Origin of the sequence: Acinetobacter sp. COS3 (genome assembly GCF_000475335.1) — a bacterium.
Lineage (GTDB): Bacteria > Pseudomonadota > Gammaproteobacteria > Pseudomonadales > Moraxellaceae > Acinetobacter > Acinetobacter venetianus.
The window spans coordinates 189,887-215,626 of the sequence record NZ_AXCD01000012.1 but is presented as its reverse complement, the minus strand read 5'-3'; the positions used below and the strand labels follow the sequence as shown (position 1 = coordinate 215,626).

Below are 25,740 nucleotides of genomic sequence, written 5' to 3'. Positions count from 1 at the left end.
AGTATTCCTCAACGCTTGCAATACCTTTTCCAAAAACAATGTGACGAGCGTCTATTTTTTACACAAAAAAGGCTGTAAATGTGGAGTTTGGTCTATAATTTGATCTGTTTTATCTTTTTCTTGCCAATGCAAAGGACGACAATCGACATATTCACAGTACCCCGTGCCTTGATATGTTTCATTATCCCAAAGCAACTCATAAGTAAAACTTCCTACATACCCTGCTGCCAATCCAAATTTATAATCCCCTCTACTCTGTGCTTGAAGTTGGAAAATGATTTGATCATCTTCGTGATATTGCCAGACAAATACGCGAGGTAAATACATTTCACGTCCATTAGGTGTTTGTATTTTTGGATAAACTCGAGTTACATCAAAAATCACATTATCTTGATAAAGTCGTGTTTCTTTTTCTTTTGACTGAATTTCAATTCTTGAAAAAACAATATTGTTCCATTGGTTTCTCAACTCAGAGAGAATGATTTGCAAATCATTATTAATTTGAATGATTTGATAAGTAAAAAAATGAAATGCAATAAAAGGCAAGTAGATTGCTCTCGCATGCTTCAAAATACCTGAAGCATTTATTTCATACTTTTGTTTTTTATAAGTAACCTCACCCTCACAATGACAATTCACATACCAATAATCCGCTACTCCCCACTGTAAAGCAGAATGACTTTCAATTTCGGTAGAAGTTGTGACTTTAAGCTGACAACTGAGTTCATCATCTTTACGATTAAAATAATAATTCGGAAAATCAACTTGAATATGATCCACATCTAAAAACTGGTAATGATCAATCTCTAATTGACATTGTTCTTTGGCACTATAACTTTTGAGATGTCCAACCGTAGACGGACTAGTTGTAACAAGCACTGTCGCAGTATCAATTGCTGTCGTCGTTATTGCACTCGCGTTATAACAAATGGGAATACGAGGCTGCCCGATAAGGCTGATGAAATTAAGATAATGAAAGGGTTCAGGTAGGTTTGGCAGAATCAGTGCCTGATAAACGATTTTAAATAAGCCTTTAGGTGGATAAAAGGTTAAAGCATCTGATTTATCGAGGTTCAGTTGCTTTAATTGATTGTTACTCATCAATATTGGCATACTGAACCTCCGATTTTTTAACTTATTATTTTAGAATCATTTTTGTGGGCAAGCAGTGTTGTTACGAAACCTGAAAGCACATAGAGAATACAAACTGTCAGTATTCCTACTGGAATGTTGTACGTGATTGCAGCAAAAATCAAGACCACTGGTAACATCACAACAAAAGGTACACGTTTGCGGTCCATCTGTTTAAATGAATAGTATTTGATATTGGAAATCATTAATAAACCAACACCTACCATAATCGCAGCATTGATTATCTGAATCGTAATATCTTGCAAATCAAAAATGAATGGAAAATCACGTCCAACCCAAACAATTGAAATCACAGTGACTGCAGCAAGTGGACTTGCAATACCAATAAAGTAGCGTTTATCAACAACACCAATTTGGACATTAAAGCGAGCCAAACGGAATGCAGCACAAGCCGTGTAAATGAAGCTACAAGCTAGTCCGATACGACCTAAATCGTGCAAGCTCCAGCTGTACATCAATATTGCTGGCGCAACACCAAATGCCAATAAATCAGACAATGAATCATATTGCTCACCAAATGCACTTTGAGCACCAATTGCACGAGCTACACGACCATCTAAACCATCCAATAATGCAGCCAAGAAAATCGCATAAATTGCCTGATTAAAATTACCATTCATACTGGCAATAATTGAGTAAAAACCAGATAAAAGCGCAGCTGTTGTAATCAGGTTCGGCCATAGATAAATACCACGGCGTTTAACTTTTTGCCCTTCGTGCGTGTGCTCTTCTTCTTCTACTTCAAATGTGATTCCATCAAAAGAATGATCCTTTGTATTCAAATCAGAATCTGTTTTTGGAGAATTTGTCATTATTTTCAATTCCTCGAGAATATCTTGAGGTAGATGGGTTACTCACCCACCAACCAACGCACAGCAGCATGACCACCATTTTCACTCATGCGTAAATGAGGGAAAAGCCATTGTAAGGCTTGATCTGCATCTTCTGAAAATTTCCAAGGTGGGTTAATCACGAGTAAACCACAACCATTTAAACCAACTGGAGTATCATCTGGCCATACGCAAATTTCACAGATAAGCTGACGGCGAATACCCGTTTTAAACATTTTCTTTTCAAAACGTTCAATCATGGCACGGTCTTTAATTGGATACCAAACTGCAAAAACGCCAGTCGGCCATTTTTTATAAGCAGCTTGCAACAACTCTACGAGCTGAGGAAAATCTTTACGTTCAATTTCATATGGCGGGTCAATCATGACTAAGCCGCGTTTTTCTTTGGGGGGAATTACACCAAGCAATCCTTCATATGCATCACGTTCGTGTAAACCCGCACGTTTATCACGAATGTTAAAATACAATTGCTGAAACACATCACGCTGCATTTCAAAAATAGTCGCTTTGTCAATATCACGCATGCCTTCGAGTGCAAACCAAGGTGAACCTGGATAAGCACCTTTACCTGAAACTGCACGCATATCTTCAACTATTTTAAGATATTGTTTTACACCTTCAGGCGCATTACGCTTAATCGAATCGTCAAGCTTAACCAAACGATGGATACCCGTTAAGAATTCACCTGATTTTTGTGCTTGAGATGTAGATAAATCATATTTACCTGCACCACCATGGGTATCGATATATCGATAAGGTTTATCTTTGGCATTTAAACGAGCGAGCAGTTGAAGCAAAAGTACATGCTTCATAACATCGGCAAAGTTACCCGCATGGAAATGGTGACGGTAATTCATGTTGACAATTATTCCTCAATTCAGAAGATAGTTTAACATGAAAGAAAAAAGTATTCTTTAGCGTTGATGTGATCGTCTAAAATAGTAATGTTAATCAAACAGCTGTTTGATAGGAGCTATATGCAACAAACTTCTTTCTCCCTGGCCTTAAATGCAACCTCATGGAATTTAGATCGCGTCCTAGATGATTTAAATGAGTTTGGCTTTGCTTTTATTGATCATGTCTATTCTCCCGAATATGTCACAGCCTTAGCTGATGAATGCATATCGCATCTTGCCGAGTTTAGAGCAGCAGGCATACAAAATGGCGTTGTAAGTCATATTCGTAGCGATCATATTTTATGGATTGATGGACAGCTTCCTATCGCTCAGCAGCACATCCAAACGCTACACAATCTATCTCAAGCATTAAATCAAGCATTTTATCTTGGTATTAAAGAGGTTGAAGCACATTTTGCTTGCTATAACGCTGGCGAATTTTATGCTTTACACCGTGATAATCCACAGCAAAAAAATGATCGTATGATTTCAACTGTATTTTATTTACATGAAAGCTGGGAAGACAATTTGGGTGGTGAACTTCGCCTACAAGATAAAAAGGGAAACTGGCACATCATTCAACCTTTGCCAAATCGTCTTGCGATTTTTCAAAGTGATGTATTACATGAAGTCTTGCTTTCAAAACAACAGCGCTTATCGATTACGGCTTGGTTACGCAGTGGCAACTCGATTTGGAACCCTTAAACCCTTTAAATCACTAAAAATAGCCTTATATAGTTAGGCATAACTGATGATTTTGGATCAATACATGTCGAATGAAACTAAACAAGTGATTGCTCGGATTGGTGAAACTGACCAACAGTATTTAGAAAATAATACGCCTGAACTTGCTTTAGAGCGAGCTGACTTGCGCTTGCAATTGGTCATGTTGAGTCATGTTCGTCAGGAACAGCTCCATTTCTTGCAAGAAGCAATTGTATTGCTAGAACAAGCGCGTATTGAATATGACGAGATGCCGCTAAGTTTATATTTAAACTTATCGTTGTATCTAGCCAAAGCATATATGATCTATTTTGAACTAACTAAAGAACAGCGCTTTGCTTTAATTACACAACAAATCTTAAAACCTTTGGCACACCATAACCATTTAGACATTTATTTTTTCCTTGCGTATGCGTCAGCAGCTAAGCAAGAACAAGCAATGACACGCCACTGGTTACAGAAATATGTGTCATGTTTTGAATATGATCTAGAGTTATTACAAGTTCACCCTGCTTTCAAATCAGTACGAATGGAAGACTGGTTTAAAGCCTTAATTCAAAATAAAGCTCACTAATGTGAGCTTTATTTTTTATAAATTATTATTTGGTGCTATCTAAATGTAGTTGTTGATTTAGCTCATCAACTACAATCGCCCATTCATCATCTTTATCTAAATGACTTTTAAGAAAATCACGTTGTCCCGCACTCCAAAACGCTGCTTCATGTAATTTTTGATCTGCACTAAGTTGATGTGCTTTGACAAAATTTTCAATACTCGCCTCATCAGAATCAAGACCTAACTGTTCAAATAAAAGTTCTAGTGTAGGTTGTTGCTCAAACATTTTTTATTCTCCAAACTCATGCTTTAATTAAATTAATCTAAACATAAACAGTTATTCAATACATCTGTATGCCTATATTTTCTTGTAGTTTTTATGTGCACATACATAAAAAAAGCGCCCGAATTCGAGCGCTTTTTCAATTTATCAAAAAAGATAAATTAGTTCACCATGTCAGCAACTGCTGCACGCTCTTCTTCTAACTCGTTAAGAGTGAAGTTGATACGCTCACGGCTAAATTCGTCAATTTCTAAACCTTGAACGATTTTGTATTCACCGTTTTCAGTTGTTACAGGGAAACCGAACATTACGCCTTCAGGAATACCATAAGAACCGTCTGAAGGAATACCCATCGTTACCCATTTGCCATTCGTACCAAGCGCCCAGTCACGCATATGGTCGATTGCAGCATTTGCAGCAGAAGCAGCAGAAGAAAGACCACGCGCTTCGATAATCGCAGCACCACGCTTACCAACTGTTGGAAGGAATACATCTTTGTTCCAAGCAGCATCGTTGATTTTGTCTTTCAAGCTTTCGCCATTTACATTTGCAAAGCGATAATCAGCATACATTGTTGGAGAGTGGTTGCCCCAAACAGTCATGTTTTCGATATCAGAAACAGCTACACCCGCTTTTTGAGCAAGTTGAGTTAACGCACGGTTGTGGTCAAGACGTAACATTGCTGTAAAGTTCTTCGATGGAAGATCTGGAGCAGATTTCATCGCGATGTAAGCATTGGTATTTGCAGGGTTACCTACAACCAATACTTTAACGTCACGGCTAGCAACTTCGTTTAATGCTTGGCCTTGACCAATGAAGATTTCGCCATTTACTTTTAATAAGTCAGCACGTTCCATGCCTGGACCACGTGGACGAGAACCTACCAATAAAGCATAGTCAGCATCTTTAAATGCAACTTTAGGATCATCAGTCCCGATCATGCCAGCCAATAAAGGGAAAGCACAGTCATCAAGTTCCATCATCACGCCTTTAAGCGCTTGTTGAGCTTTCTCAAATGGAACTTCAAGCAATTGTAAAATTACAGGTTGATCTTTACCTAACATTTCACCGCTTGCGATACGGAATAATAAGCTATAACCAATTTGACCAGCAGCGCCTGTAACGGCAACACGAACGGGTTGCTTCATGTGATATTCTCCAATGAGATGCGTTAGCACGATTGAAACATATTGTTATTCAATCGAATTATCATAAACGGCAAAGATTGTACTCTAAAGCGAACGCAGATGCATGTAAAAGAGAATGGATTTCAACAAAAGTCTGATAGAAAATACAAATAAAGGGCTAAAAAAGCCTAGTAACTACCTTTAATTGTAAAGTCATTTGGGCAACCCGTCACAATATGGCTTGAACATTGCTTGTACTGACCATTCTTCTGGTAACACACTCGAATTTCGGTTAAAACTGATTCAAACCGTGAAGACTGGCAAGTAAAACGAATGCCATTGGGTGGTAACGACGGGTTTAATTTTGTGAATTGTTGTCTAAGATTTTCTTTTTGAACATCAATCGTATTGGGACTTGTTAAATCTGATGGAACTTTTAAACGCTCAGCAAAATTAATTATTTTTCTAAAATACTGACTTGCATTCATGGGGACACATCCACCAACCCCCTGCCAAAGCTGTACGCGAGCATTTTCGTCTGGCATCACACGTGCTACAACTTTAGCTTGTAACGGTGAAAGTTTGGCAGAACTTTTTGTTTCACACTCACGTCCGACTGGGACTTCAGGTAACAAACTAGAAATCGTAAGTGAGTAACCTTCTAAACACTTGCGCTGTTTTTGTCTTGTTGAATCAAACGAACAAACCGCAGGCGTCATTTGAATATGCATGACATAACCTGCTATATCGGCATTGTCCGCTGCATATAATGGCGCACCAAATGAGAGAGCGAGATAACAGATCAATATCTGTAACACGCTACGCATTTGGAACTTGAATGTGTTTATCGCTTTCATCAAATACAAAAACTTCATTGTTTTAAATTCAACATCTTTGTGCTTTAAGGTGTATTACGCACAGGAATTGTGCTCATACGTTTTTCAAGGGATTGCGGCCCCTGCCCAAGTAGCACTCCATAATGTGTTGCATTGGTCATGACATGTTTAACGTAATCACGCGTTTCAAGCAAAGGAATAGACTCTGTGTACTGATCAGCAGCCATCGTTTGAAAATCAGGCTGCCAACGGCGTGCTCGATTTGGGCCAGCGTTATAACCTGCTGTTGCAAGTACAGCATTGCCACTTAGCTGACTTTGAATCATTGAAAGATAATATGTTCCATAACGGATATTGGTGTTCATTTCACTTAATGCCGCAGGGTTATAAGTTTCACCCATCTGACGCGCAACAAGTTTTGCCGTATTTGGCATGATTTGCATCAAACCACCAGCACCTACATGCGAACGTGCAGAAGTAACAAATCGACTTTCTTGGCGCATTAAACCATACGCCCAAGCGGGATCAATACCAGCATTGTAACTATGACTCGTCACATTACTACGATGCGGTGTAGCGTAGCGATAAGTATCGTTATGCTTTGATGTCGTACGATCCGCAGCATAAATAGCACGATCATACCACCCCATATCATGCGCGCGTTTGGCTGCTGCTAATAGTAGACCATCGTCATGTTGCAAATACGCCTGACGAACTGCCCAGTTCCATTCACGATTGGTATAACTTGCAGGCGCATTAATATCTCTTAATGCAAACGCACGTCTAAAATGAATATTTTGATTTAAGCGCTGTGCATCCTGAGCAGAAGGCTGCTCATTGTAAGGCTGATGGTTATAACGCTCACCAATACGATCTTTGGCAAGTAAGTTATGATAATCATCGCCGCTTTGCGCTAGTTTGCGATAAATCTGTTGCGCGGCTTGCTTAGATGCTGCGTCAGAACGTTGCTCAGATGCACGTGCTAACCAATATTGCCAACGATCTTCTTGCTTTTGTGTCACTGACATCGCATCAATCGCTCGAATCAGACTTTCCCATGCACCAAAACGAATGGATTGACGAGCGTAAATCTCAGCTTCTTCAGGGCTAAATGGATAACCATAACTTTGATCAAATGCATTCAGCACTTCACGATTAAAATTATTCTTCATTACCGTCGTACCACCAACATAACCAACGGTACGATATAAATATTTTTGAACAGCTTGTGGCGTATCTTGTGCTGCTCGCTGCACATTGCCAAGCGCATTGGTTAAGTCGTTATCAGTTATACGACCTAATGCAAAAATCAAATACGCATAATCAGCATCATTGGACTTAGGTGCATTCCAAATATATTCCAATGGATTGGATTGAATCTGATTGAGTTGAGCTAAAGATAAACTCAACCCCATAGTTTGTGCGGTTGCAATTGCTTGTCCAGACTGCCCAGCACGCAATAAAACCCACAAGCGCTGTTGACGATCTTGCGCTGTCATCAACGGACTCGACAACATCATTCGACCTAAACCTGTGCAAGATTCTGGCTGTGAGTCAGTCGCTAACCATACATCTTTATATTCAGCATAAACTAAAGCATCACCTGTTTGAGCGCGGACTTGAGCAACGGCACAACTTTCCGCCTGATCAGGGTTAGTGACATAAGATAATACGGGCTTTGCTTCACTGAAATTTGCTTGTTTTACTTTTTCCTCAACATAATCAGCCGATAATTTTTCTGCCATTGCTGATTGAGGGTAACGTTGTGCAAAACTAATAATTGAAGCAGCAGGTTGAAATCCAAGATTACTATTCAGTTTCCAATATTCTGGATAATATCCCAACACGTCATTTTGCATTTCATATTGATATTGATCGAGCAATGCCATATTGCTTGAATTTGCTGCACGCAGAGCATCATTGAATTGTTCGTCCAAGGCATAAACAGATGAACATGCAATCACACCACTCGCCGCCAACATGCGACGGAAGCTTTTCTTATTATTCAATTTACGGGTAACGCTACTTATAAAATTATGTTGCTTGTTCATCTTCATCAATACATTTGCCTAATTTCGCCCTGCGATTATAGTTTAATAAGTCTAGCTTCTTACAATTGTTGTGTTATGTAACTTGCTGATTCATATTCATTAAAATTCACGTAATTTCATCCACAAAGTGTCCATTTTTGTCAGTTTTTTATTCTCTGCGCACATCAAAAAATACTGCTATAATCCGCGGTTTGTCTCAACCCACCTTGTTTAGGAGCCTGCATGACGGTTCAAACATTCATTCCAAGTGCTACACAAGCTGCCTCAGAAAACACTGTCACCCAGCCAACGCACACCACTGATGTTTCAATGAAAAAGTTATATATTGAAACGCAAGGGTGTCAGATGAATGAGTATGACAGTCATCGTATGGCAGATTTATTAGGTGATTCTCATGGTTACGTACTCACCACGAATCCTAATGAGGCCGACATTTTATTGATGAACACTTGCTCGATCCGAGAGAAAGCACAAGAGAAAGTGTTTAGTGAACTCGGTCGCTGGCGTAAATTAAAAGAACAAAATCCAGAATTAGTCATCGGTGTCGGTGGCTGTGTTGCATCACAAGAAGGTGACAACATTCAAAAACGTGCGCCTTACGTGGATATGGTTTTTGGTCCACAGACTTTGCACCGCTTGCCGCAAATGTTAGATCAGCATCATTCACAGGTTGAAAAGCCCAAGAAAGAAAAAATCAAATTAGTTGATATTTCATTCCCTGATATTGAGAAGTTTGACTTCTTACCTGAACCTCGTGTTGAAGGTTTTAAAGCATTCGTTTCGATCATGGAAGGTTGCTCTAAATACTGTTCATTCTGTGTTGTTCCGTACACTCGTGGTGAAGAGGTTTCTCGCCCATTAGATGATGTATTGGCAGAAATCGCGGGTCTTGCTGAAAAAGGTGTTCGTGAAATCAGCTTACTTGGTCAAAACGTAAATGGTTATCGTGGCGAAACTTTTGAAGGTGGTATCTGCACATTCCCTGAATTATTACGTTTAGTTGCGGAAATTCCGGGGATTGGTCGCTTGCGTTACACCACGTCTCACCCGCTCGAATTTTCTGATGACTTGATTCAATGCTACCGTGATTTGCCACAAATGGTTTCTCACTTGCATTTACCAGTACAAAGTGGTTCAAACGATGTGTTACAGGCAATGAAACGTAACCATACTATTGATGTTTATATTGATAAAATTGCCAAGTTACGCAAAGTACGCCCAGATATGCATTTATCGAGTGACTTTATTATTGGTTTCCCTGGTGAAACTGATGCACATTTTGCTGAAACATTACAGTTCATCAAAGATTTAGATTTCGATCATTCGTACAGTTTTGTTTATTCAAAGCGTCCGGGTACACCTGCTTCGGAACTTCCAGATGACACGCCTGAGCAAGTGAAAAAAGACCGCTTAGCTCAAGTACAACAAGTCATTAAACAGTCAAGTATTGATAAAACTGATGCGATGCTCGGTAAGATCGAACGTGTACTGATTGAGAAAGTATCTGATAAAGATCCGAACGTTTTAATGGGTACAGCTGACAATACACGTTTAGTTACGTTTATCGGTGATGCAGCGTGGGTCGGACGTTTCGCAGAGATTGAGATTACTGAAATCAAAACTTTAAATTTAGTTTATGGAGAACTCTTGAATCTTGAACCTGACGTGGCGTAATGTAAGGGTATTCTTACAAGTCAACAAAAAGGGTTTCTCTTGACTGCAGCGATTCGACGTACAGTAACGTTCCCTGAGATTTCAATGGAACGTTTAAAAAGCATGCTCGGTGCGTATAACGGGCATTTAAAACAAATCGAACAACGTTTAGATGTCAAAATTACTCACCGAGGCGATGCTTTTTATCTAGACGGTGATATGGAAGCGGTCGAAAGAGCCGAAGCTTTGCTGCAGCGGCTCTATCAAGAATCAGAAATTTCGTCACAAATCAGTGCGGACTTACTGCACCTCATGATTCAGTCTTCGCAAACTGAAGGTAACTTCGAATTGGTTGGCGAAGAAATGGATGAATATGATGCGCCAATTGATGTCTACTTTCAGACGCGCAAAGGGCGCATCAATCCACGCGGCGCAAATCAAAAGCGCTATGTCCAGCGTATTTTGCAAAGTGATATTTCCTTTGGCGTCGGCCCTGCTGGGACAGGTAAAACTTATCTAGCTGTTGCTGCCGCTGTCGATATGTTAGAACGCAATGAAATCCAACGTATTCTACTGGTACGCCCAGCAGTTGAAGCGGGTGAAAAGCTTGGCTTTTTGCCGGGTGACTTAACTCAAAAAATTGACCCTTATTTACGTCCTCTCTACGATGCACTCTACGAAATGCTTGGTTTTGAAAAAGTTGCAAAACTGATTGAACGCCAAGTGATCGAGGTTGCACCTCTTGCCTATATGCGTGGTCGTACGTTGAATCATTCTTTCGTTATTCTGGATGAAGCACAAAATACTACACCAGAACAAATGAAAATGTTCCTCACTCGATTGGGCTTTGGCTCGCGTGCGGTCATTACTGGAGATGTAACACAAGTCGATTTACCCCGCGGACAACAATCGGGTTTAGCCCATGCGCTACGTGTACTTGAAAATGTACATGAAATTCACATCACACGTTTCCATTCCCGAGATGTTGTACGTCATCAACTGGTTCAAAAAATTGTTGAAGCTTATGAAGGCTGGGATAGCGAGCAGCAACGTATGTCTGCTGAAGCTCGAGCTGAACGCAAAGCAAAACAAGAAGCATTGGTTGCAGAAAATGATTCTGCTGCTGATGCCCAACACTCTTAGAAAACCTCCTCAATCCCCCTTTTATGGTGATGCTTTAGTCGCATTTTAGGGGGAAGATTTTAAGGATCTATTTTGAAAATCAATTTAAGTCTTCAACAGGACTTTCAAGCCTCTGAACTGCCACTCAAACGTGGTCAAATCAAAAAAAATATCGAAACTGCATTACGCCATATTGGTTTCGATGTGGATTGTGAAATCGGCATTGCTTGTGTTGATCTTGCTGAAAGTCATGAACTCAACTTGCAATATCGTGAAAAAGATAAACCAACCAATGTATTATCCTTTCCAAGTGATATTCCAGAGGAAATGTTATCTCTGCTTGATGCTGAACCACTGGGTGATTTAGTGATTTGTATTCCTGTTGTCTTACAAGAAGCAATTGAACAGCAAAAAACAGCAACTGATCATTTTACTCATTTATTGGTTCACGGTATTTTGCATCTCTTAGGTTATGACCATGAGACTAGTGAAGCTGATGCAGAAGAAATGGAAGCTTTAGAAATCGAAATCTTAAAGAAACTTGGTGTTGCAAATCCATACCAAGCGGATGAGATCTAGTGGGAATACTATGTATATCGTTATTTTCAAAGCTGAAATCAAAAAATTAGATTCTGATTACATAGAGATGGCTCAAAAATTAAGAGATAAAGCTTTAAATGAATACAATTGTATAAAGTTTGAAGCGTGTAGTGAAAATGGTTTTGAAATCGCGCTTTCTTATTGGAAAGAACTTAATGATATACAACGTTGGCATCTCGATACTGAACATCAAATCGCACAGCGCTTGGGAAAAGAAAAATGGTACCAAAACTTTAGCGTTGAAATCTGTAAATTAGAGCGTGCTTATCATAGCTAATCTAATTGTGAATAAGATCAAACTTATCCACAATTTAATAAAAAACGGCTTGTATTAAGCCGTTTTTTATTTCACAGGATCTTAAAATTGATAACGTAAAGTGAGTGTTGCATTACGTGGTGCGCCTTGGGTGATCTGTCCATACGCAGGGAAAACACCATAATATCCTTTATCAAACACATTATTGACATTCAATTGCGCGGAAAAATCTTTATTAATTTTATATTTTGCCATCAAATTAACTAAAGCATATGAACCTTGCTCAATTCTAGGATTTGCTCCTGCTGGTGCATTACTAGCGATCACATAAGTATCACTTTGCCAATTTACCCCTCCACCAACACTTAGATCACTCCACTTTCCTGGAAGTTGATAGGAAGTATAAGTTTGAATCAATTTACGAGGAAGTTGAGTATTAATATCAGCATCATTAACATCTGTTGCTTTATATTGACTATAACCAGCGGTTACATTCCAGTTTGGAGTCACTTGTCCACTAACTTCTAGCTCAAAGCCTTTACTTTCAGCACCTTTCGCAGCCTTATAATATGTTTCTAAAGTCCCATTTGGTCTTTGTATTTGCCCTACTGCTTGTGCGAGGTTATCTTGTTTAATGTCGAATAAAGCTAAAGAGCCATTCAAACGATTATCAAACCAAGATGACTTTAAACCGATTTCGGTACTATTCCCCTTAATCGGATCAAGATAATTATTATTGAAATCTCTTTGATCTTGCGGCTGGAAAATACTCGTATAGCTAGCATAAGCTGAGTAATTCTGATTAATGTCATAAATCAATCCAGCATAAGGAATAAATTCGTGTTCATATTTAATCTTACTCGCAGTTGAACCTAAATCTTTCTCATAATCTGTAACACGACCACCAATAATTAACTTTAGCGGATCGAGTAAAGATAGTTGAGTTGCTGCAAAAATCGCATTTTGCTTTACGGTATAACTTTCTGAAGGTGTCCATGCACTCCAAATAGGCTCTGGAAGCGAAGCATTCCAATCATAAATACTGCCCACGGCTTCAGTTGTACCAGATCGACCTAATGCTTCAAACTCTTGATTTGAATATTGATAACCAACTACAGCTTTATGATCTCGACCAAACAAATTAAATACCCCATCTGTTTGCAAGGTAATATTATCTTGATCGACATTCACCTTATACGAACCAGCAAAGCCAGATAAACCTAAGCCTGTGGTTTTGTCAGGATTGCCAGAAACATAAAATAATTTTGACTCAGCCTCTCTTTTGCCATGAGCATAAGAAAGCTTCACATTCCAATCGTCATTAATTTTTTGAGTTAAATCTGCAAACCAATTGGTGTACTTCACATTCCAACGTGTCCAATCCTGCGTTGTTGTTGCACTTTTCGATAAATGAGTTCGCGAACCATCACTAAAGAAAACAGGTAAGCCTCCCCACATTGGACCACGAGGGTCATCCTCTTGATAACTGACTCCTGCTGAAAGTAAAGTTGACTCAGTTAAGTCAGCCTCTCCTGTCAGTAACAGCGTTAAACGCTCTTTACTCAATAAATCGGTAAAACTGTCACCTTGCTCATATTGTGCAACCGCACGCCCACGTAGTGATCCCGAATCATTCAAACTATTCGCAATATCCCCCATGACACGATAATTATTCCAACTTCCTCCACTTACTTCGATATTTGCAGCAGGTTCTTTACTCGCAGCACGCTTACGAGCCATATTTATCGCAGCAGAAGGATTCCCAGCACCAGTCGTTAATCCTGTTGCTCCACGTACTACCTCAATATGATCATAAATTGCCGTACTAGAAAAAATCTCTCCAGAAGACCAAGGTAAGGAATATGTTGTAGGGATTCCATCAATAATATAGTTATCAACAACAAAACCACGCGAATACAAACCACCACGATTTGTTTCATAACGGTTTACGGTAATACCCGTTACATTTTCAGCGACCTCAACTAAAGTTGTTAACCCTTGATCTTGCATACGTTGTTGGGTTACAACCGAAACAGATTGAGGAATTTCTTTTAAAGTCAAATTTAAAGGTAATGCAGTCGACGATTTTTCTACTGTATATGCTTGTTTTAAATTTTCACTTTCCGCTTGTATTTTAATGGTTGGCAACTGAGCAGTGCTTTCTGTACTTGACTCAGCGTAAGCAAATGATGGTAAAAGTACAGCCATAGCCAATACCAGTGGATGTGTTTTAAATACTTGTCTCGATGGATGTTTATGCATGCAGATAGATCCTTATCGCAAGGTCAAAAGATTTGAAAGCCACCACACCTCGCTCCCCCACAAGAAAAACTCTAAAAAGCAGGATGTACAGATTTCAAAGAAGATTGAACAAAAAATGTATTGCAAATGATAATTATTTTTATTATCAATTCAAGTTTATAGGGTTAAAAATAATTCTTTGTTTTTTAATTATTAAAATTTAATTTAACTAATATTAAAAATTATATTAATGATTTTTATTGCTTTTTATTTCTAAATTTCACAATAGCAAATTCCAATAAGCAAATTAATGTACTTCAAATTCAGCATCAACAGGATCAAAACGCCATGTACGAATAATTCGCAATTCAGAAATGTCTTTCATATTGGCATCAAAATGTCCAAACGGTGCACCACGACGAACAGAAGCTTTAGCTGCTTCATCTAAAATAGAATGACCCGAACTTTCAATTAAGCGAATCGCTCGAATTCCACCTTGCGCATTTAGAATCACCATTAAACGAACTTCACCAGCGAGTCGTTGCTGTTTCGCCTCATCTGGATAATAACGGTTACCATATAGCTCTACTTTTTGGCGAAATTTATCAAGATAAGCGGCTGAAGCATCTTGTTTAGCCTGAATGCCATCCACTGTTTTAATGCGTTGCTTACGGCTAAAATTTTGCTGACGTTGTAAATACTGTGCTTCTAAACTTGCGACCATCGCAGCTTTTGCTTGAAACTGGCTTTGTAAATCATCCAAAGCTTTTTTACGTTCGGTTTCTTCTGACTGCTTTTGCCAGCTGAGCACAGTCATTAAAACTTTTTCTTCAAATTTTAATTCACGCTTCTGCTGTATCTTTTCCAAACTTTCTAGTTCAGTCTCACCTGTAGTCGCATCTGCTTGCATCGGTGAAGGCATATCACTCGACATCCGATGTGCTTCACGGAAATCACCCGAACCTTTTTGATCGGCTTGTGCAAGAAAATCAGCATCTTTCACTTTGTCTTGACTTGTACGGACGGTGACTGCAATTTCTTTAGTCGAGGTATCAGACGGCGATGGCATACCAAACTGAATCGCAAGCACAGCTCCATGCAGCAGCATTGCAACCGTAACAGCTCCGACAAAGATTGGATCTTGCCACCAATGAGGAGATAGTTCAGAACGAAAATTTATTTTATTCCACATGCGATTTAAGCGACAAAAATGTCCCTTCCCCAACGGTGGCAACCGTATAAAAACCAAACCAATATTCAAAAAATTACAAAAATGTGATCCACTTATATTTACAGTGTGTCCATACCATCATTTTATGAAAATGTAGCAATTAATTTTGCTACACTGCAAGTCAGAAATTTATTTTTATTTTTTAGTGAATACAAAGATCGTGACGCCGTTATCTAAAACACTTCACTTTCTGGAACAACTTTTATGCAAACGCTAATTTCATCTGTTGTTAAACGTCTACGAAAAGTTTACCTAAAAGCAGAAGAATTCATCGAAGAAGAAAGAGAATTTTCGCTTTCACAAGTTTTTGTGAACGCAACGATGGAACGCTATGTCGTTGAGAAAGTTGAGATCATCAAAGATCTACATGCAGACCTTTATGATGGCTGGTTACGCCTTTACGCTACAATTGATGTAAAAGGTTTACACACCACTTTATCTGTTGATTTAAAACTTCTTCAGATGGAAATGAACAAAGATGTGCAATTGATGGTCTTTGAACAAATCAGCAACACCCAAGTCATCGAAGCTGAATTCAAAAACATTTTTCAAAAATGGGGCTTTTATATTGCGATTTGGTATTTTCAAAAGTTTAAAGATGAAGATCCTTTAGGCAAAATTCTAGAACATTTTGAAGTTGTCACAGTAAAAGATGAATTGCTCTATCTTGATCTCAATCGCTGGTTTAGCAAGAAACCAAGCATTATTGAGACTTTAAGTAAAGTACATGTTAATCGTGCACGAGTACGCCCTGCTGAATTAATCGTTTGGGGGAATGTCAACCTTGCGGCTATTTTATCACCCTCAAATCACGATTATGACGATGATGAATTAGATGACACCGTTGTCACCCCAATTCAGCAAAAAGATCCCAAAAAATAATTTTCCAAGTTTTGAGTGGCTTTTAAGTTTCCAATTGATGCCACTCAACTCATCATCTTCATGATTTATACGAAAAATTAACAAGCGCTTAGTAAAAAACCTGATCTTTTCTTCATAATCTACAGGCATAATAACTAATAATCGTAATGATAAATGAATGATTTATTTGAATGGTCGTTCAAAGGATATAGTGTTATGACAAAGAATTTATCAAAAGCTCTAGGTATTACTTCAGCGACTTCTGCTGTAATTTTATGTGCAAGTTTATCTAGTCATGCATTTGCAATGGCGCCGTTCCAAGCGAGCTACCAATTTAGCTATAACAATAAAAACCTAGGTTCAGCGACACGTACGCTTTCTCAGCAAGGAAATAATTGGACATACAAGTTTGCTGCAAAAGCAGGGGGTATTGCCTCGGCAACAGAAACCAGCCAATTTAATTTTGCTAATAACAAAATTACTTCGCAGAAATTTACACGTAGTAGCAAAATCTTAATTCACAACAACACGATGAATATCAACTTCAATCCAAGCAATAAAACAATTAGTACGCAAAAAGATGATCAGAAACGTTCATTTGCTTGGCAAGCTGGTGTTTTGGATGAGCTTAATGCAGAGCTACAAGTTCGTGAAGATTTGAAAAATGGAAATACGCTGCAAACCCGCTATTTTATTGCGGATGCGAAAGCAGTAGACGAGCGTCGTTTTGTCAAACAAGGCACTGAGAACGTTAAAACTAGTTATGGGACATTTAGCACTATTAAAGTTGTTCTTTTACACGACAAACCTGAGCGTAATACAATTTTCTGGTTAGCGCCAAAACTTGATTATTTACCCGTCAAAGTGACACATAATGATGGTAAATCTTCATATGGTTTATTATTGACTGGCTATTCAGGCAAAACAAACTAAGCATCTGGTCAATTTTGGCTTGCAATTTTTCGGATGCTTTTTAAAATATGCCTTTGCTTAAACAAGCATCCGATTAGAGGATTCTCCCGTGTACGCTTTAGAACAGAAAATCTTAAATGAAGGTATCGTTCTATCAGATCAGGTTTTGAAAGTTGATGCTTTCCTAAACCACCAAATTGACCCTGTATTAATGCAACAGATCGGCAAAGAATTTGCTGCTCGCTTTAAGGATGCAGGGATCACTAAAATTATTACAATTGAAGCTTCAGGCATCGCTCCAGCAATTATGGCTGGTTTAGAGCTTGGTGTTCCTGTAATTTTTGCTCGCAAATATCAGTCATTGACACTGAAAGATGATCTTTACCGTTCTAAAGTGTTCTCGTTTACTAAACAAACTGAAAGTACGATTGCAATTTCTAACAAGCATATCAACTCAAGCGACAAAGCACTTGTGATTGATGACTTCTTAGCAAATGGTCAAGCTGCTTTAGGCTTAATTGACTTGATTCATCAAGCTCAAGCTGAAGTGGTTGGTGTTGGTATTGTGATTGAAAAATCGTTCCAACCAGGTCGCGATGTATTACTTGAAAAAGGTTACCGCGTTGAATCTTTAGCACGTGTTAAATCTTTAACTGATGGTAAAGTAACATTTGTGACTGAATAAAAATCTGAGTTTAGTCTCAAAAAGCGGATGATCATTTCATCCGCTTTTTTATGGAAAATTAACAACAATCCCAATTATATAAAACCTTAGAAAAGTCTCGCTTCTTTAAATCCTCTGGATGAATAAAGAAATTTCCTACTCCCGAATCGCCCCACATAATCTCATTCTTAGCATCATCCGTATCCAGCTGGAATAACAATACATAATCTCGAATAGCTTTGTTATAACCGCGTGGATCACTCTGCGTAAAATAAGGATACCCCCCTAAACGATGGCCTGTTGAAGCTAAATTTTCACTGTAAGCTTCATAAAACTCATCTGATCCATCCCCAATATTAAATCCTTCATCTTCGGTGCTGATGGGTTGCATCGTTAAGCTGAATTCTATTGCATATTGCCCCGTGAATGGCAGCAAATACTCCTCATCATCCAATTGAATATCAGAAAAATCCTGTTTTAACGGTTTCATATCTTCAATCACCTGATCAAAATATAAAACCCTAAAACCAGATTGCTGTTGCTGGTCATCAAAGTTCATCCCATACAAATCATCAGTCGCAATATAAAACTGTAAAATGCCCTGACTTGGGAAATCAGGTAAATTCGGAATTTCAGTAAAATTAAACTGTGCCAATAACGCCAGGGGACTACCATTCGAGTCGATAGGATAAGCCATATCTAATGGTAAGTAGGGTTGCCCTCCTACTTTGCTTTGCCACAATGAAAGCCGATCACAACTTTTTAAATTCATTTGTACTGTGGGTTTTAAAGTCGCCTCAATTTTTTCTTTATAAGGTTTCAATACTTCAGGCAACGCTTCAAAGGCAAAATTCATGTTATCTATTTCCCATCTCATTATTTATAGAATGCAATATAAAACAATGGACTAAACTTAAAAAGAAGTGGAGCGAACCAAACGACAATTACTGTCGCAAACACATTCGTTCATTATCCTTCCAATCACTGACCTTCGTCCTCTAAATAAGTTATATAAATTCTGCTAGAATCAATCCGACCAAACGTAATGATAGGCATGACGATGCAAACCTACCTGAACCTTTTACAACATATCCTAGACAACGGCGGCGACAAAGGCGACCGTACTGGTACAGGAACACGTTCAGTATTTGGTCATCAAATGCGTTTTGATTTATCTAACGGCTTCCCACTACTCACCACAAAAAAAGTACATTTCCGCTCAATCGTCATTGAGCTACTTTGGTTTCTTAAAGGTGATACCAATGTTCAATACTTAAAAGACAATAAAGTGACGATTTGGGATGAATGGTCTACAGCAGAACAAACTGCTCGCTTTGGTCGCCCTGAAGGCGAACTTGGACCTGTGTATGGCCATCAATGGCGTAATTTTGGCGCGACACAAAATGAAGACGGCAGCTATCAACAAAATGGCTTCGATCAAATCAAATGGCTCGTCAATGAAATCAAGACCAATCCCAATTCACGTCGTCTAATCGTTTCTGGTTGGAACCCAAATGAAGCAGGTAAAGTGGCATTACCGCCTTGCCATACGTTGTTCCAATTCTTCGTACAAGACAATAAACTTTCATGCCAACTGTATCAACGAAGTGCTGATGTATTCCTAGGTGTTCCATTTAATATTGCGAGTTATGCCCTACTTACACATATGATTGCGCAAGTATGTGGTTTGGGTGTTGGTGACTTTGTCTGGACAGGTGGTGATACACATTTATATGCCAACCATTTTGAACAGGCACAATTACAACTTAGCCGTGAGCCGCTACCGTTGTGTCAATTAAAATTAAATCCTGAGATCACTGATATTTTCGACTTTAAATTTGAAGATATTGAAATCGTAGGATATGAATCACACCCAGCGATCAAAGCACCTGTTGCAGTTTAAGTAGATTAGAGAGAAAACATATGACATGGCAAGGCACTGAAGTTGTTCACGTAGTTGCGATGGATAAAAATCGCTGTATCGGCAAGGGAAATGCATTGCCGTGGCATATCTCTGCTGACTTAAAACACTTCAAAGCCATTACCCAAGGTGGCGTAGTAATCATGGGTCGTAAAACTCTCGAATCAATGGGACGTGCTCTGCCGAATCGCGTGAATTGGATAATTACTCGTGACACAGAATGGCAGTTTGATGGTGTTAAAGTTGCACATACAATCGAAGATGCAATGAATGGTGCACTTACAGACGCACAACACGCAGAGAAAGCGTCATTATTTATTATTGGTGGTGGAGAGATTTTCACACAAACCCTTGCGATTGCAGATCGACTTGAATTAACGCATGTTGACCTAGATGTACAAGGTGATGCGCATTACCCGCAAATCTCTGAGGATTTCAAGAAAGTAAACTCAGAACAGCAGATTGATGAAAAATCGAATATAAGCTTTGAGTTTGCGACCTACCAAAAATAAAAATGGATCGCGCATCATCATGCATAACATTGGATCACGAGAGTTTTTTATTGCTTTAGGTATCGGGCTTTTACATAGTCTATTTACCTTGTTCGTGGTCCTTTCAAGCTTTTGGCTATGTCTTGCTCTATGGATTCAACAACCACTTGGTTCTCTTCTCAGCCGTGTTGCTATTATTCTCTGGAGCTTATTTGCACTCAGCCTGATTGGTGTTTACGTCAGTGGACACCTGATTAGCCGGCGTACAGATATCATTATTTATTGCTGTGCTTTTGCTCTTGCGTTGATTTGGTATTTTTCTTTAGATGCAAGACAAGATCGAGACTGGGATCCAGAAGTTGCAGAACAGCTCAGTTATGAAAAGCATGGCGATACAGTCATACTTCATAATGTTCGCAATTTTAACTGGCATGCTGATGGCAGCTATGACATTCACTGGGAAGATCGTACTGTTGATTTAAATAAAATCACAGGGGTGAATGTAATTACCTCCTACTGGATGGGACCACAAATTGCACACACGTTGGTCAGTTTTGATTTTTCGGATCAAAAACCATTAGTATTTTCTATTGAGATACGCAAAGAAAAAGGTGAAGCGTTTTCAGCAATCGGTGGCTTTTTCCGAAAGTATGAACTGAGCTTAGTTGCATCGGACGAAAAAGATATCGTCTATACACGTAGCAATATTCGACATGAACAAGTCTATTTATTTCCAATAAAAATGCCTGCAACAGAACGCAAAGCATTATTTATTGAGTATTTACACCAAGCCGATGAGTTACGAGCAGAAGCGAAATGGTACAACACCCTAACCAGTAACTGTACAACGCTTGTTTTCGACATGGTACAAGCCATTAATCCTCAACGTCTACCAAAAGACTATCGCCTCCTTGCTTCGGGTTATTTACCTAATTATCTATATGACCTTCAGGCACTTAATCAAAGTGTGAGTATGAAAGAATGGTATCGCTTAGCGCATATCAATCCCCGTGCAGAAAAATATGATCAGCAGTCCAATCAAAGTAGTGAATATTTTTCAAAAACGATTCGTGCTGGATTGCCAAAAACTGAGTGACTTTTCAACTAATTTTATTAAAATCATCTTAAATTTTACAAAAGGATACTGAAAGCTCTACTCGTGTTCATGCTTTTTTATTTAAATAATAATCATAGAAACACAACAATTTGGATTTTAGATCTTATGTTAAAAACATTATTAACATCTTGTACTTTAGCGGTTGCAGTTGTCATGACAGGTTGTGCGACAACCGATTCCCTTCAGACCTCACCACAAGCGTCTCAAAAAGAAAGTATTGATCTGTACAATCGTACTTGGATTGCAACACAGATTAATGGCGTTGAAGTAAAAAGTAATGATCTTTCAGGTAAACGACCTGCTATTCAATTTGATGCAAAAGAAAAACGTTTCTTTGGTGCAGATGGTTGTAACCAAATCCGTGGTAGCTTTGAAAGCCAAGGCTCTATCTTACGTCTAGGGCCAATTGCATCAACCATGATGGCATGTATCGGTAATGATAACAGCACGCTTTCTCGCCAGTATGCAAATGCTTTAGCGAGTACGACAAATTATGAGCTTAAAGGTCATGAACTGAAATTCCTTGATGCTTCAGGTCGCGTTTTAGTCACTTTTGTGACAGTCATTCAACCTTTGCCTTAATTTCTTAACCAAAGTAAAAGCTCGTTTCAAACACGGGCTTTTACTTTGTTAGGACTTCGTTTACTTTATTGGTATTCTTAAAATTAAAAATTGGGGAGTTTTATGCAACAAGCTTTATTTGGTGGTGGTTGTTTTTGGTGTGTAGAGGCTGTATTTCTACAACTTAAAGGCGTTGAAAAAGTCGTAAGCGGTTATGCTGGTGGCATTAATCAAAACCCGACCTATGAACAGGTTTGCCAAGGCACCACTCAACATGCTGAGGTTGTCTTAATTGATTTTGATGAGCAGCAGATTAGTTACATTCAACTGTTGAATGTATTTTTTACAACACATGATCCAACAACACTAAACCGCCAAGGCAATGATATTGGTACCCAATATCGATCAGTTGTTTATTACTTCAATGAAGAACAAAAGCAACAAGCTGAGCAAATCATTCACAGCTTAGAAGATGAAGGGCTCAATATCGTAACGGAACTTAGCCCTGTACCAACCTTCTACCCTGCTGAAGAATATCACCAAAATTTTTATGCGCGAAATCCTTCACAAGGTTACTGCAACTTTAGTATTCCACCAAAGCTTTCAAAATTGCGCTCGAAATACCTTGATCTACTCAAAACAGATTAGGCAAAAAAAAGCAACTCACATCGAGTTGCTTTTCCTTTGTATTTCTTAATGTTAGTTTTCACTAACAAAAGCAATATCACTTAAACCAGCTTCACTGGCGCGAGACATCACTTGTGCAACCGTATCATATTTTGATTCTTTATCTGCACGTAATTGCACAGTCGGTTTAGTCTCTGCCTGACCCGCTTCTTGGAAACGCTTTTCTAGCTCTTCTAAGCTAATAATCTTCGCATCCCAAGCAACCTCACCATTTTGATTAATACTAATCGTAATCGCTTTTGGTGGTGGATCAACAATTTCAGCAGTGGTTTTTGGCAAACTTAATGGAATTGATGGGTTAGCAACCGTTGCTGTGACTAAAAAGATAATCATCAATACCAACATAATATCGATCAGAGGAATGAGATTCATCTCATTCATGCCACTGTCGTGGTCTTCACCCAATTGAAAGCCCATCTTAAGCTTGACCTCCAACTAAACTTTGTTGAGTTGCTTTAGTTTCTGTCTTTGCCGTTGTTTCTTGCTGCAACATAGTATCGATTAACAAGCTATGCGCTTGGTCTTGCAAATCATGTGCTAAACCACGATTGAAACGTACACAAATGTTGTAAGCCAATACTGCTGGAATCGCAACCGACAAACCTAAACCCGTCATGATCAATGCTTCACCAACAGGTGTTGCAACTTGAGCTAAACCTGCCTGACCACTCGTACCTACAGCGACAAGTGCATGGAAAATACCCCAAACTGTACCAAACAACCCGACAAATGGTGCAAGCGAGGCAATTGTTCCAAGAACAGATACACCTTTTTCTGCTTGGGATTTTTCAGCAGAAATTTGACGAAGAAGTGCTTGTTCAGCAACTGCTTTACGCTGCTCAAAAGTCAACGGCTGCAACTTAGCTTTTAATCCAGCCAAAGCTTGAGCAAGTTGAGCATAAGCCTGTTGTTTTAATTGGCGAGTTCCTAATAAGCGCAGAACAAAAATTGTCCATGTCGCAATCGACATTGCTAGAAGGATGAAATACAGCGTTTTACTTACTGCATCTGCGTGTTGCCAATAAACTGAAAAGTTCATATACGAACTCCTGATCTAATCTGTCTCAAGGACTCAAATTCAAGGATTAAACTCAAATGGTTGCTCTGTACGAATCGGATAAGCAATACCATCTTCCTTATAAGGTTTAAATTTTGCACCTTTTACGGCACGTAAAGCTTTTTCATCTAAAGTAGGTAAACCACTACTACGCGTAATACGTGCAATAGTTACCCGACCCTTTTCATCTGCCTCAATATAAACAGTGATTAAGCGTGTTTGATTTTCTAAATCTTTTGGCGTAAACGATAACTTTGGAGAACGACTCCATTGAATACCAGAACCACCAATAGAAACACGTTTAGGTGATGGATCTGCAGCAGGTTGTGGCTTTTGAACCACTGGTTCAGGCTGAGGTTTTTCAACAACTTTTTCAGTTACAACTGTCGTCGTTACCTTAGTTTCAATCTTTGGCTCAGTCTTTTGAACCACTTGCTTTGGTGTTTCAGTTTTAACTTGCTGCACCTTTTCAACTTTCTTAGGTGGCGGCAATGGCTTCTCAACCACCTTAACTTCTTTCACTTCCTTTTTAGGCTCAGGTTTAGGCTGTTCCTTTGGTTTTGGAGGTGCTTCTTTAGGTGGTTCTTTAATCTTGACGAATTTAACCTTTAACGGCTCTTTCTCGATTGGTTTTAGCTCAATCGGCTTCATGTGGCTAACAGCCCACAAAACTCCTACATGTCCAATCACAACCGCAACAAGGGCAGTGATGATTTTCTTTTTCATCGAGTGTGGTGTGTTGAATGTCGCAGGAGATTGACTCATAAGAATCTAAGTACCTATATAGATGGTGACGTTCCTATAAAGTAAAAAACGATTTCACTCATCGGATAGAACAATGAAAGTGCCGTAATAATAAATGAGAAGTGTTTTCATTTGCAACTATTTTTTGTGATGGTGACTAAATTTATTGCTCAAACCACACTCAGCATAAACAAATGTTATAACATAACAATAATAGCATAAAAAAAGCATGCTGATTTAGCATGCTTTTTCATCGAGTATTTCTTTGTTAGAAAACTACTGTTTTATTGCCATCAACAATAATACGGTCTTCTAAATGCCATTTCACAGCGCGTGCTAACACATTACGCTCAACATCTTCACCAAGCTCACGTAATTGCTCGACGTTATAATCATGGCTTACACGCTCAACGTCCTGCTCAATAATTGGACCTTGATCTAGATCAGCAGTGACATAATGTGCAGTTGCACCAATCAGCTTCACACCTTTTTCATAAGCTTGCTTATAAGGATTTGCACCAACGAAAGCAGGCAAGAATGAATGGTGAATATTAATAATCTTCATTTCCCATTGCGAAACAAAATCTTCACTTAGAATTTGCATATAACGCGCAAGGATCAACAAATCATTACCTTGCATCATGTCATTGATTTGTGCATAAGCTTCGACTTTGTTGTCTTTATTCACAGGTACAACATGGAACGGAATACCAAAATTCTCAACCGCTTCACGTAAATCAGGATGATTAGAAACAACCTGTGTAATCTCACATGGCAATGAACCACGCGCATGACGCCATAACAGCTCTAAAAGTGCATGATCGACTTTAGAAACCAAAATACCGACTTTTTTCAGTTCATTGACGAAAGTCAATTTCCACTGCATTTCATAACGTTCAGCAACATTTGCTGCAAATGTTTGCATCAACGCTTCTTTACGAGACTGCAAATGATCAAGTTCAAATTCAACACGCATGAAGTAACGTCCGCCTTGAGCTTCTGTCGCGTATTGATCAAGTGCGGTAATGTTTGCTCCCTGATGATACAAAAAGCTCGATACAGCTTGCACGATCCCCGGCTTGTCTTCACAAGTAATCAGTAATCGTGCTGTATTGGCAGTAGTCGTGTTCATGTGGTTAATATCACT

28 protein-coding genes are annotated in these 25,740 nt (G+C 38.9%); 14 read left to right on the top strand and 14 right to left on the bottom strand.

Annotated elements, in window-relative coordinates:
* Nucleotides 1-51: 51 nt before the first annotated feature.
* Genes IO68_RS24425 through IO68_RS24415 form a run of 3 tightly spaced genes read right to left on the bottom strand, consistent with a single transcriptional unit; the run spans nt 52 to nt 2,860 of the window.
* Complete coding sequence (locus IO68_RS24425) at nt 52-1,113, bottom strand: DUF6670 family protein (RefSeq protein ID WP_004876771.1); 1,062 nt, start codon at nt 1,111-1,113, stop codon at nt 52-54.
* A 17-nt stretch (nt 1,114-1,130) separates the two neighbouring features.
* On the bottom strand, nt 1,131-1,964 hold the full coding sequence (gene pssA, locus IO68_RS24420; RefSeq protein WP_004876769.1) for a CDP-diacylglycerol--serine O-phosphatidyltransferase: 834 nt from the start codon (nt 1,962-1,964) through the stop codon (nt 1,131-1,133).
* 38 nt (nt 1,965-2,002) lie between these two features.
* A complete protein-coding gene (locus IO68_RS24415) occupies nt 2,003-2,860 on the bottom strand; it encodes a 23S rRNA (adenine(2030)-N(6))-methyltransferase RlmJ (RefSeq protein ID WP_004876766.1) in 858 nt (285 codons plus the stop codon).
* A gap of 120 nt (nt 2,861-2,980) precedes the next feature.
* Here IO68_RS24415 and IO68_RS24410 point away from each other — a divergent pair, with 120 nt between their 5' ends.
* Both IO68_RS24410 and IO68_RS24405 read left to right on the top strand, forming a co-directional pair.
* Complete coding sequence (locus IO68_RS24410) at nt 2,981-3,604, top strand: 2OG-Fe(II) oxygenase (protein ID WP_004876763.1); 624 nt, start codon at nt 2,981-2,983, stop codon at nt 3,602-3,604.
* Nucleotides 3,605-3,668: 64 nt separating this feature from the next.
* Nucleotides 3,669-4,196: a hypothetical protein gene (locus IO68_RS24405; RefSeq protein ID WP_023013231.1), complete on the top strand. Its 528-nt coding sequence runs from the start codon at nt 3,669-3,671 to the stop codon at nt 4,194-4,196.
* A 25-nt stretch (nt 4,197-4,221) separates the two neighbouring features.
* Here the strand turns inward: IO68_RS24405 and IO68_RS24400 are convergent, their stop codons facing one another.
* The 4 genes from IO68_RS24400 to IO68_RS24385 form a co-directional block, all read right to left on the bottom strand.
* Nucleotides 4,222-4,464: a DUF2789 family protein gene (locus tag IO68_RS24400; RefSeq protein WP_004876759.1), complete on the bottom strand. Its 243-nt coding sequence runs from the start codon at nt 4,462-4,464 to the stop codon at nt 4,222-4,224.
* Between the two features lie 158 nt (nt 4,465-4,622).
* Nucleotides 4,623-5,609: a malate dehydrogenase gene (locus tag IO68_RS24395; RefSeq protein ID WP_004876757.1), complete on the bottom strand. Its 987-nt coding sequence runs from the start codon at nt 5,607-5,609 to the stop codon at nt 4,623-4,625.
* Nucleotides 5,610-5,776: 167 nt separating this feature from the next.
* Nucleotides 5,777-6,463, bottom strand: coding sequence for a ribonuclease I (locus IO68_RS24390; protein ID WP_023013230.1), 687 nt, complete (start codon nt 6,461-6,463; stop codon nt 5,777-5,779).
* Nucleotides 6,464-6,489: 26 nt separating this feature from the next.
* The gene (locus tag IO68_RS24385; protein WP_171068568.1) at nt 6,490-8,406 is read right to left on the bottom strand and encodes a lytic transglycosylase domain-containing protein; all 1,917 of its coding nucleotides are present in this window, start codon (nt 8,404-8,406) and stop codon (nt 6,490-6,492) included.
* Between the two features lie 291 nt (nt 8,407-8,697).
* Between IO68_RS24385 and miaB the strand changes: the two genes are divergently transcribed.
* The 4 genes from miaB (at nt 8,698) to IO68_RS24365 (ending at nt 12,127) form a co-directional block, all read left to right on the top strand.
* On the top strand, nt 8,698-10,149 hold the full coding sequence (gene miaB / locus IO68_RS24380) for a tRNA (N6-isopentenyl adenosine(37)-C2)-methylthiotransferase MiaB (RefSeq protein ID WP_019385711.1): 1,452 nt from the start codon (nt 8,698-8,700) through the stop codon (nt 10,147-10,149).
* Nucleotides 10,150-10,188: 39 nt separating this feature from the next.
* Nucleotides 10,189-11,271: a PhoH family protein gene (locus IO68_RS24375; protein ID WP_023013228.1), complete on the top strand. Its 1,083-nt coding sequence runs from the start codon at nt 10,189-10,191 to the stop codon at nt 11,269-11,271.
* A gap of 72 nt (nt 11,272-11,343) precedes the next feature.
* On the top strand, nt 11,344-11,829 hold the full coding sequence (gene ybeY, locus IO68_RS24370; RefSeq protein ID WP_023013227.1) for an rRNA maturation RNase YbeY: 486 nt from the start codon (nt 11,344-11,346) through the stop codon (nt 11,827-11,829).
* Between the two features lie 10 nt (nt 11,830-11,839).
* Entirely contained in the window at nt 11,840-12,127 is a 288-nt protein-coding gene (locus tag IO68_RS24365; RefSeq protein WP_004876744.1) for an antibiotic biosynthesis monooxygenase family protein, read from the top strand.
* Nucleotides 12,128-12,208: 81 nt separating this feature from the next.
* Here IO68_RS24365 and fhuE read toward each other — a convergent pair whose 3' ends face one another.
* Both fhuE and IO68_RS24355 read right to left on the bottom strand, forming a co-directional pair.
* Entirely contained in the window at nt 12,209-14,368 is a 2,160-nt protein-coding gene (gene fhuE, locus IO68_RS24360; RefSeq protein ID WP_023013226.1) for a ferric-rhodotorulic acid/ferric-coprogen receptor FhuE, read from the bottom strand.
* Nucleotides 14,369-14,654: 286 nt separating this feature from the next.
* The gene (locus IO68_RS24355; protein ID WP_023013224.1) at nt 14,655-15,539 is read right to left on the bottom strand and encodes an energy transducer TonB; all 885 of its coding nucleotides are present in this window, start codon (nt 15,537-15,539) and stop codon (nt 14,655-14,657) included.
* Between the two features lie 243 nt (nt 15,540-15,782).
* Here IO68_RS24355 and IO68_RS24350 point away from each other — a divergent pair, with 243 nt between their 5' ends.
* The 3 genes from IO68_RS24350 to IO68_RS24340 all read left to right on the top strand — a co-directional run bounded on the left by IO68_RS24350 (nt 15,783) and on the right by IO68_RS24340 (nt 18,036).
* Nucleotides 15,783-16,460, top strand: a complete 678-nt coding sequence (locus IO68_RS24350) for a hypothetical protein (RefSeq protein WP_023013223.1) — start codon at nt 15,783-15,785, stop codon at nt 16,458-16,460.
* 195 nt (nt 16,461-16,655) lie between these two features.
* Nucleotides 16,656-17,372 (top strand): DUF3108 domain-containing protein, encoded by a 717-nt coding sequence (locus tag IO68_RS24345; RefSeq protein ID WP_023013222.1) that lies wholly within the window; start codon nt 16,656-16,658, stop codon nt 17,370-17,372.
* Nucleotides 17,373-17,460: 88 nt separating this feature from the next.
* The gene (locus tag IO68_RS24340) at nt 17,461-18,036 is read left to right on the top strand and encodes a xanthine phosphoribosyltransferase (protein ID WP_004876738.1); all 576 of its coding nucleotides are present in this window, start codon (nt 17,461-17,463) and stop codon (nt 18,034-18,036) included.
* 58 nt (nt 18,037-18,094) lie between these two features.
* Here the strand turns inward: IO68_RS24340 and IO68_RS24335 are convergent, their stop codons facing one another.
* Complete coding sequence (locus IO68_RS24335) at nt 18,095-18,871, bottom strand: YwqG family protein (RefSeq protein WP_023013221.1); 777 nt, start codon at nt 18,869-18,871, stop codon at nt 18,095-18,097.
* 204 nt (nt 18,872-19,075) lie between these two features.
* Between IO68_RS24335 and thyA the strand changes: the two genes are divergently transcribed.
* The 5 genes from thyA to msrA all read left to right on the top strand — a co-directional run bounded on the left by thyA (nt 19,076) and on the right by msrA (nt 22,753).
* Complete coding sequence (gene thyA / locus IO68_RS24330; RefSeq protein ID WP_007478888.1) at nt 19,076-19,918, top strand: thymidylate synthase; 843 nt, start codon at nt 19,076-19,078, stop codon at nt 19,916-19,918.
* A 20-nt stretch (nt 19,919-19,938) separates the two neighbouring features.
* Nucleotides 19,939-20,448 (top strand): dihydrofolate reductase, encoded by a 510-nt coding sequence (locus IO68_RS24325; RefSeq protein WP_023013219.1) that lies wholly within the window; start codon nt 19,939-19,941, stop codon nt 20,446-20,448.
* 19 nt (nt 20,449-20,467) lie between these two features.
* Entirely contained in the window at nt 20,468-21,523 is a 1,056-nt protein-coding gene (locus IO68_RS24320) for a DUF4105 domain-containing protein (protein ID WP_023013218.1), read from the top strand.
* A gap of 126 nt (nt 21,524-21,649) precedes the next feature.
* Entirely contained in the window at nt 21,650-22,126 is a 477-nt protein-coding gene (locus IO68_RS24315) for an META domain-containing protein (protein WP_004876730.1), read from the top strand.
* Nucleotides 22,127-22,228: 102 nt separating this feature from the next.
* On the top strand, nt 22,229-22,753 hold the full coding sequence (msrA, locus tag IO68_RS24310) for a peptide-methionine (S)-S-oxide reductase MsrA (protein ID WP_023013217.1): 525 nt from the start codon (nt 22,229-22,231) through the stop codon (nt 22,751-22,753).
* Nucleotides 22,754-22,804: 51 nt separating this feature from the next.
* On the opposite strand, the gene IO68_RS24305 is transcribed toward msrA, so the two are convergent.
* The 4 genes from IO68_RS24305 to purU form a co-directional block, all read right to left on the bottom strand.
* Nucleotides 22,805-23,209: an ExbD/TolR family protein gene (locus IO68_RS24305; protein ID WP_019385725.1), complete on the bottom strand. Its 405-nt coding sequence runs from the start codon at nt 23,207-23,209 to the stop codon at nt 22,805-22,807.
* A 1-nt stretch (nt 23,210) separates the two neighbouring features.
* Nucleotides 23,211-23,831 (bottom strand): MotA/TolQ/ExbB proton channel family protein, encoded by a 621-nt coding sequence (locus IO68_RS24300; RefSeq protein ID WP_004876724.1) that lies wholly within the window; start codon nt 23,829-23,831, stop codon nt 23,211-23,213.
* A 39-nt stretch (nt 23,832-23,870) separates the two neighbouring features.
* Complete coding sequence (locus IO68_RS24295; protein ID WP_023013216.1) at nt 23,871-24,614, bottom strand: energy transducer TonB; 744 nt, start codon at nt 24,612-24,614, stop codon at nt 23,871-23,873.
* A 247-nt stretch (nt 24,615-24,861) separates the two neighbouring features.
* Nucleotides 24,862-25,725: a formyltetrahydrofolate deformylase gene (gene purU / locus IO68_RS24290; RefSeq protein WP_004876720.1), complete on the bottom strand. Its 864-nt coding sequence runs from the start codon at nt 25,723-25,725 to the stop codon at nt 24,862-24,864.
* Nucleotides 25,726-25,740 lie beyond the last annotated feature (15 nt).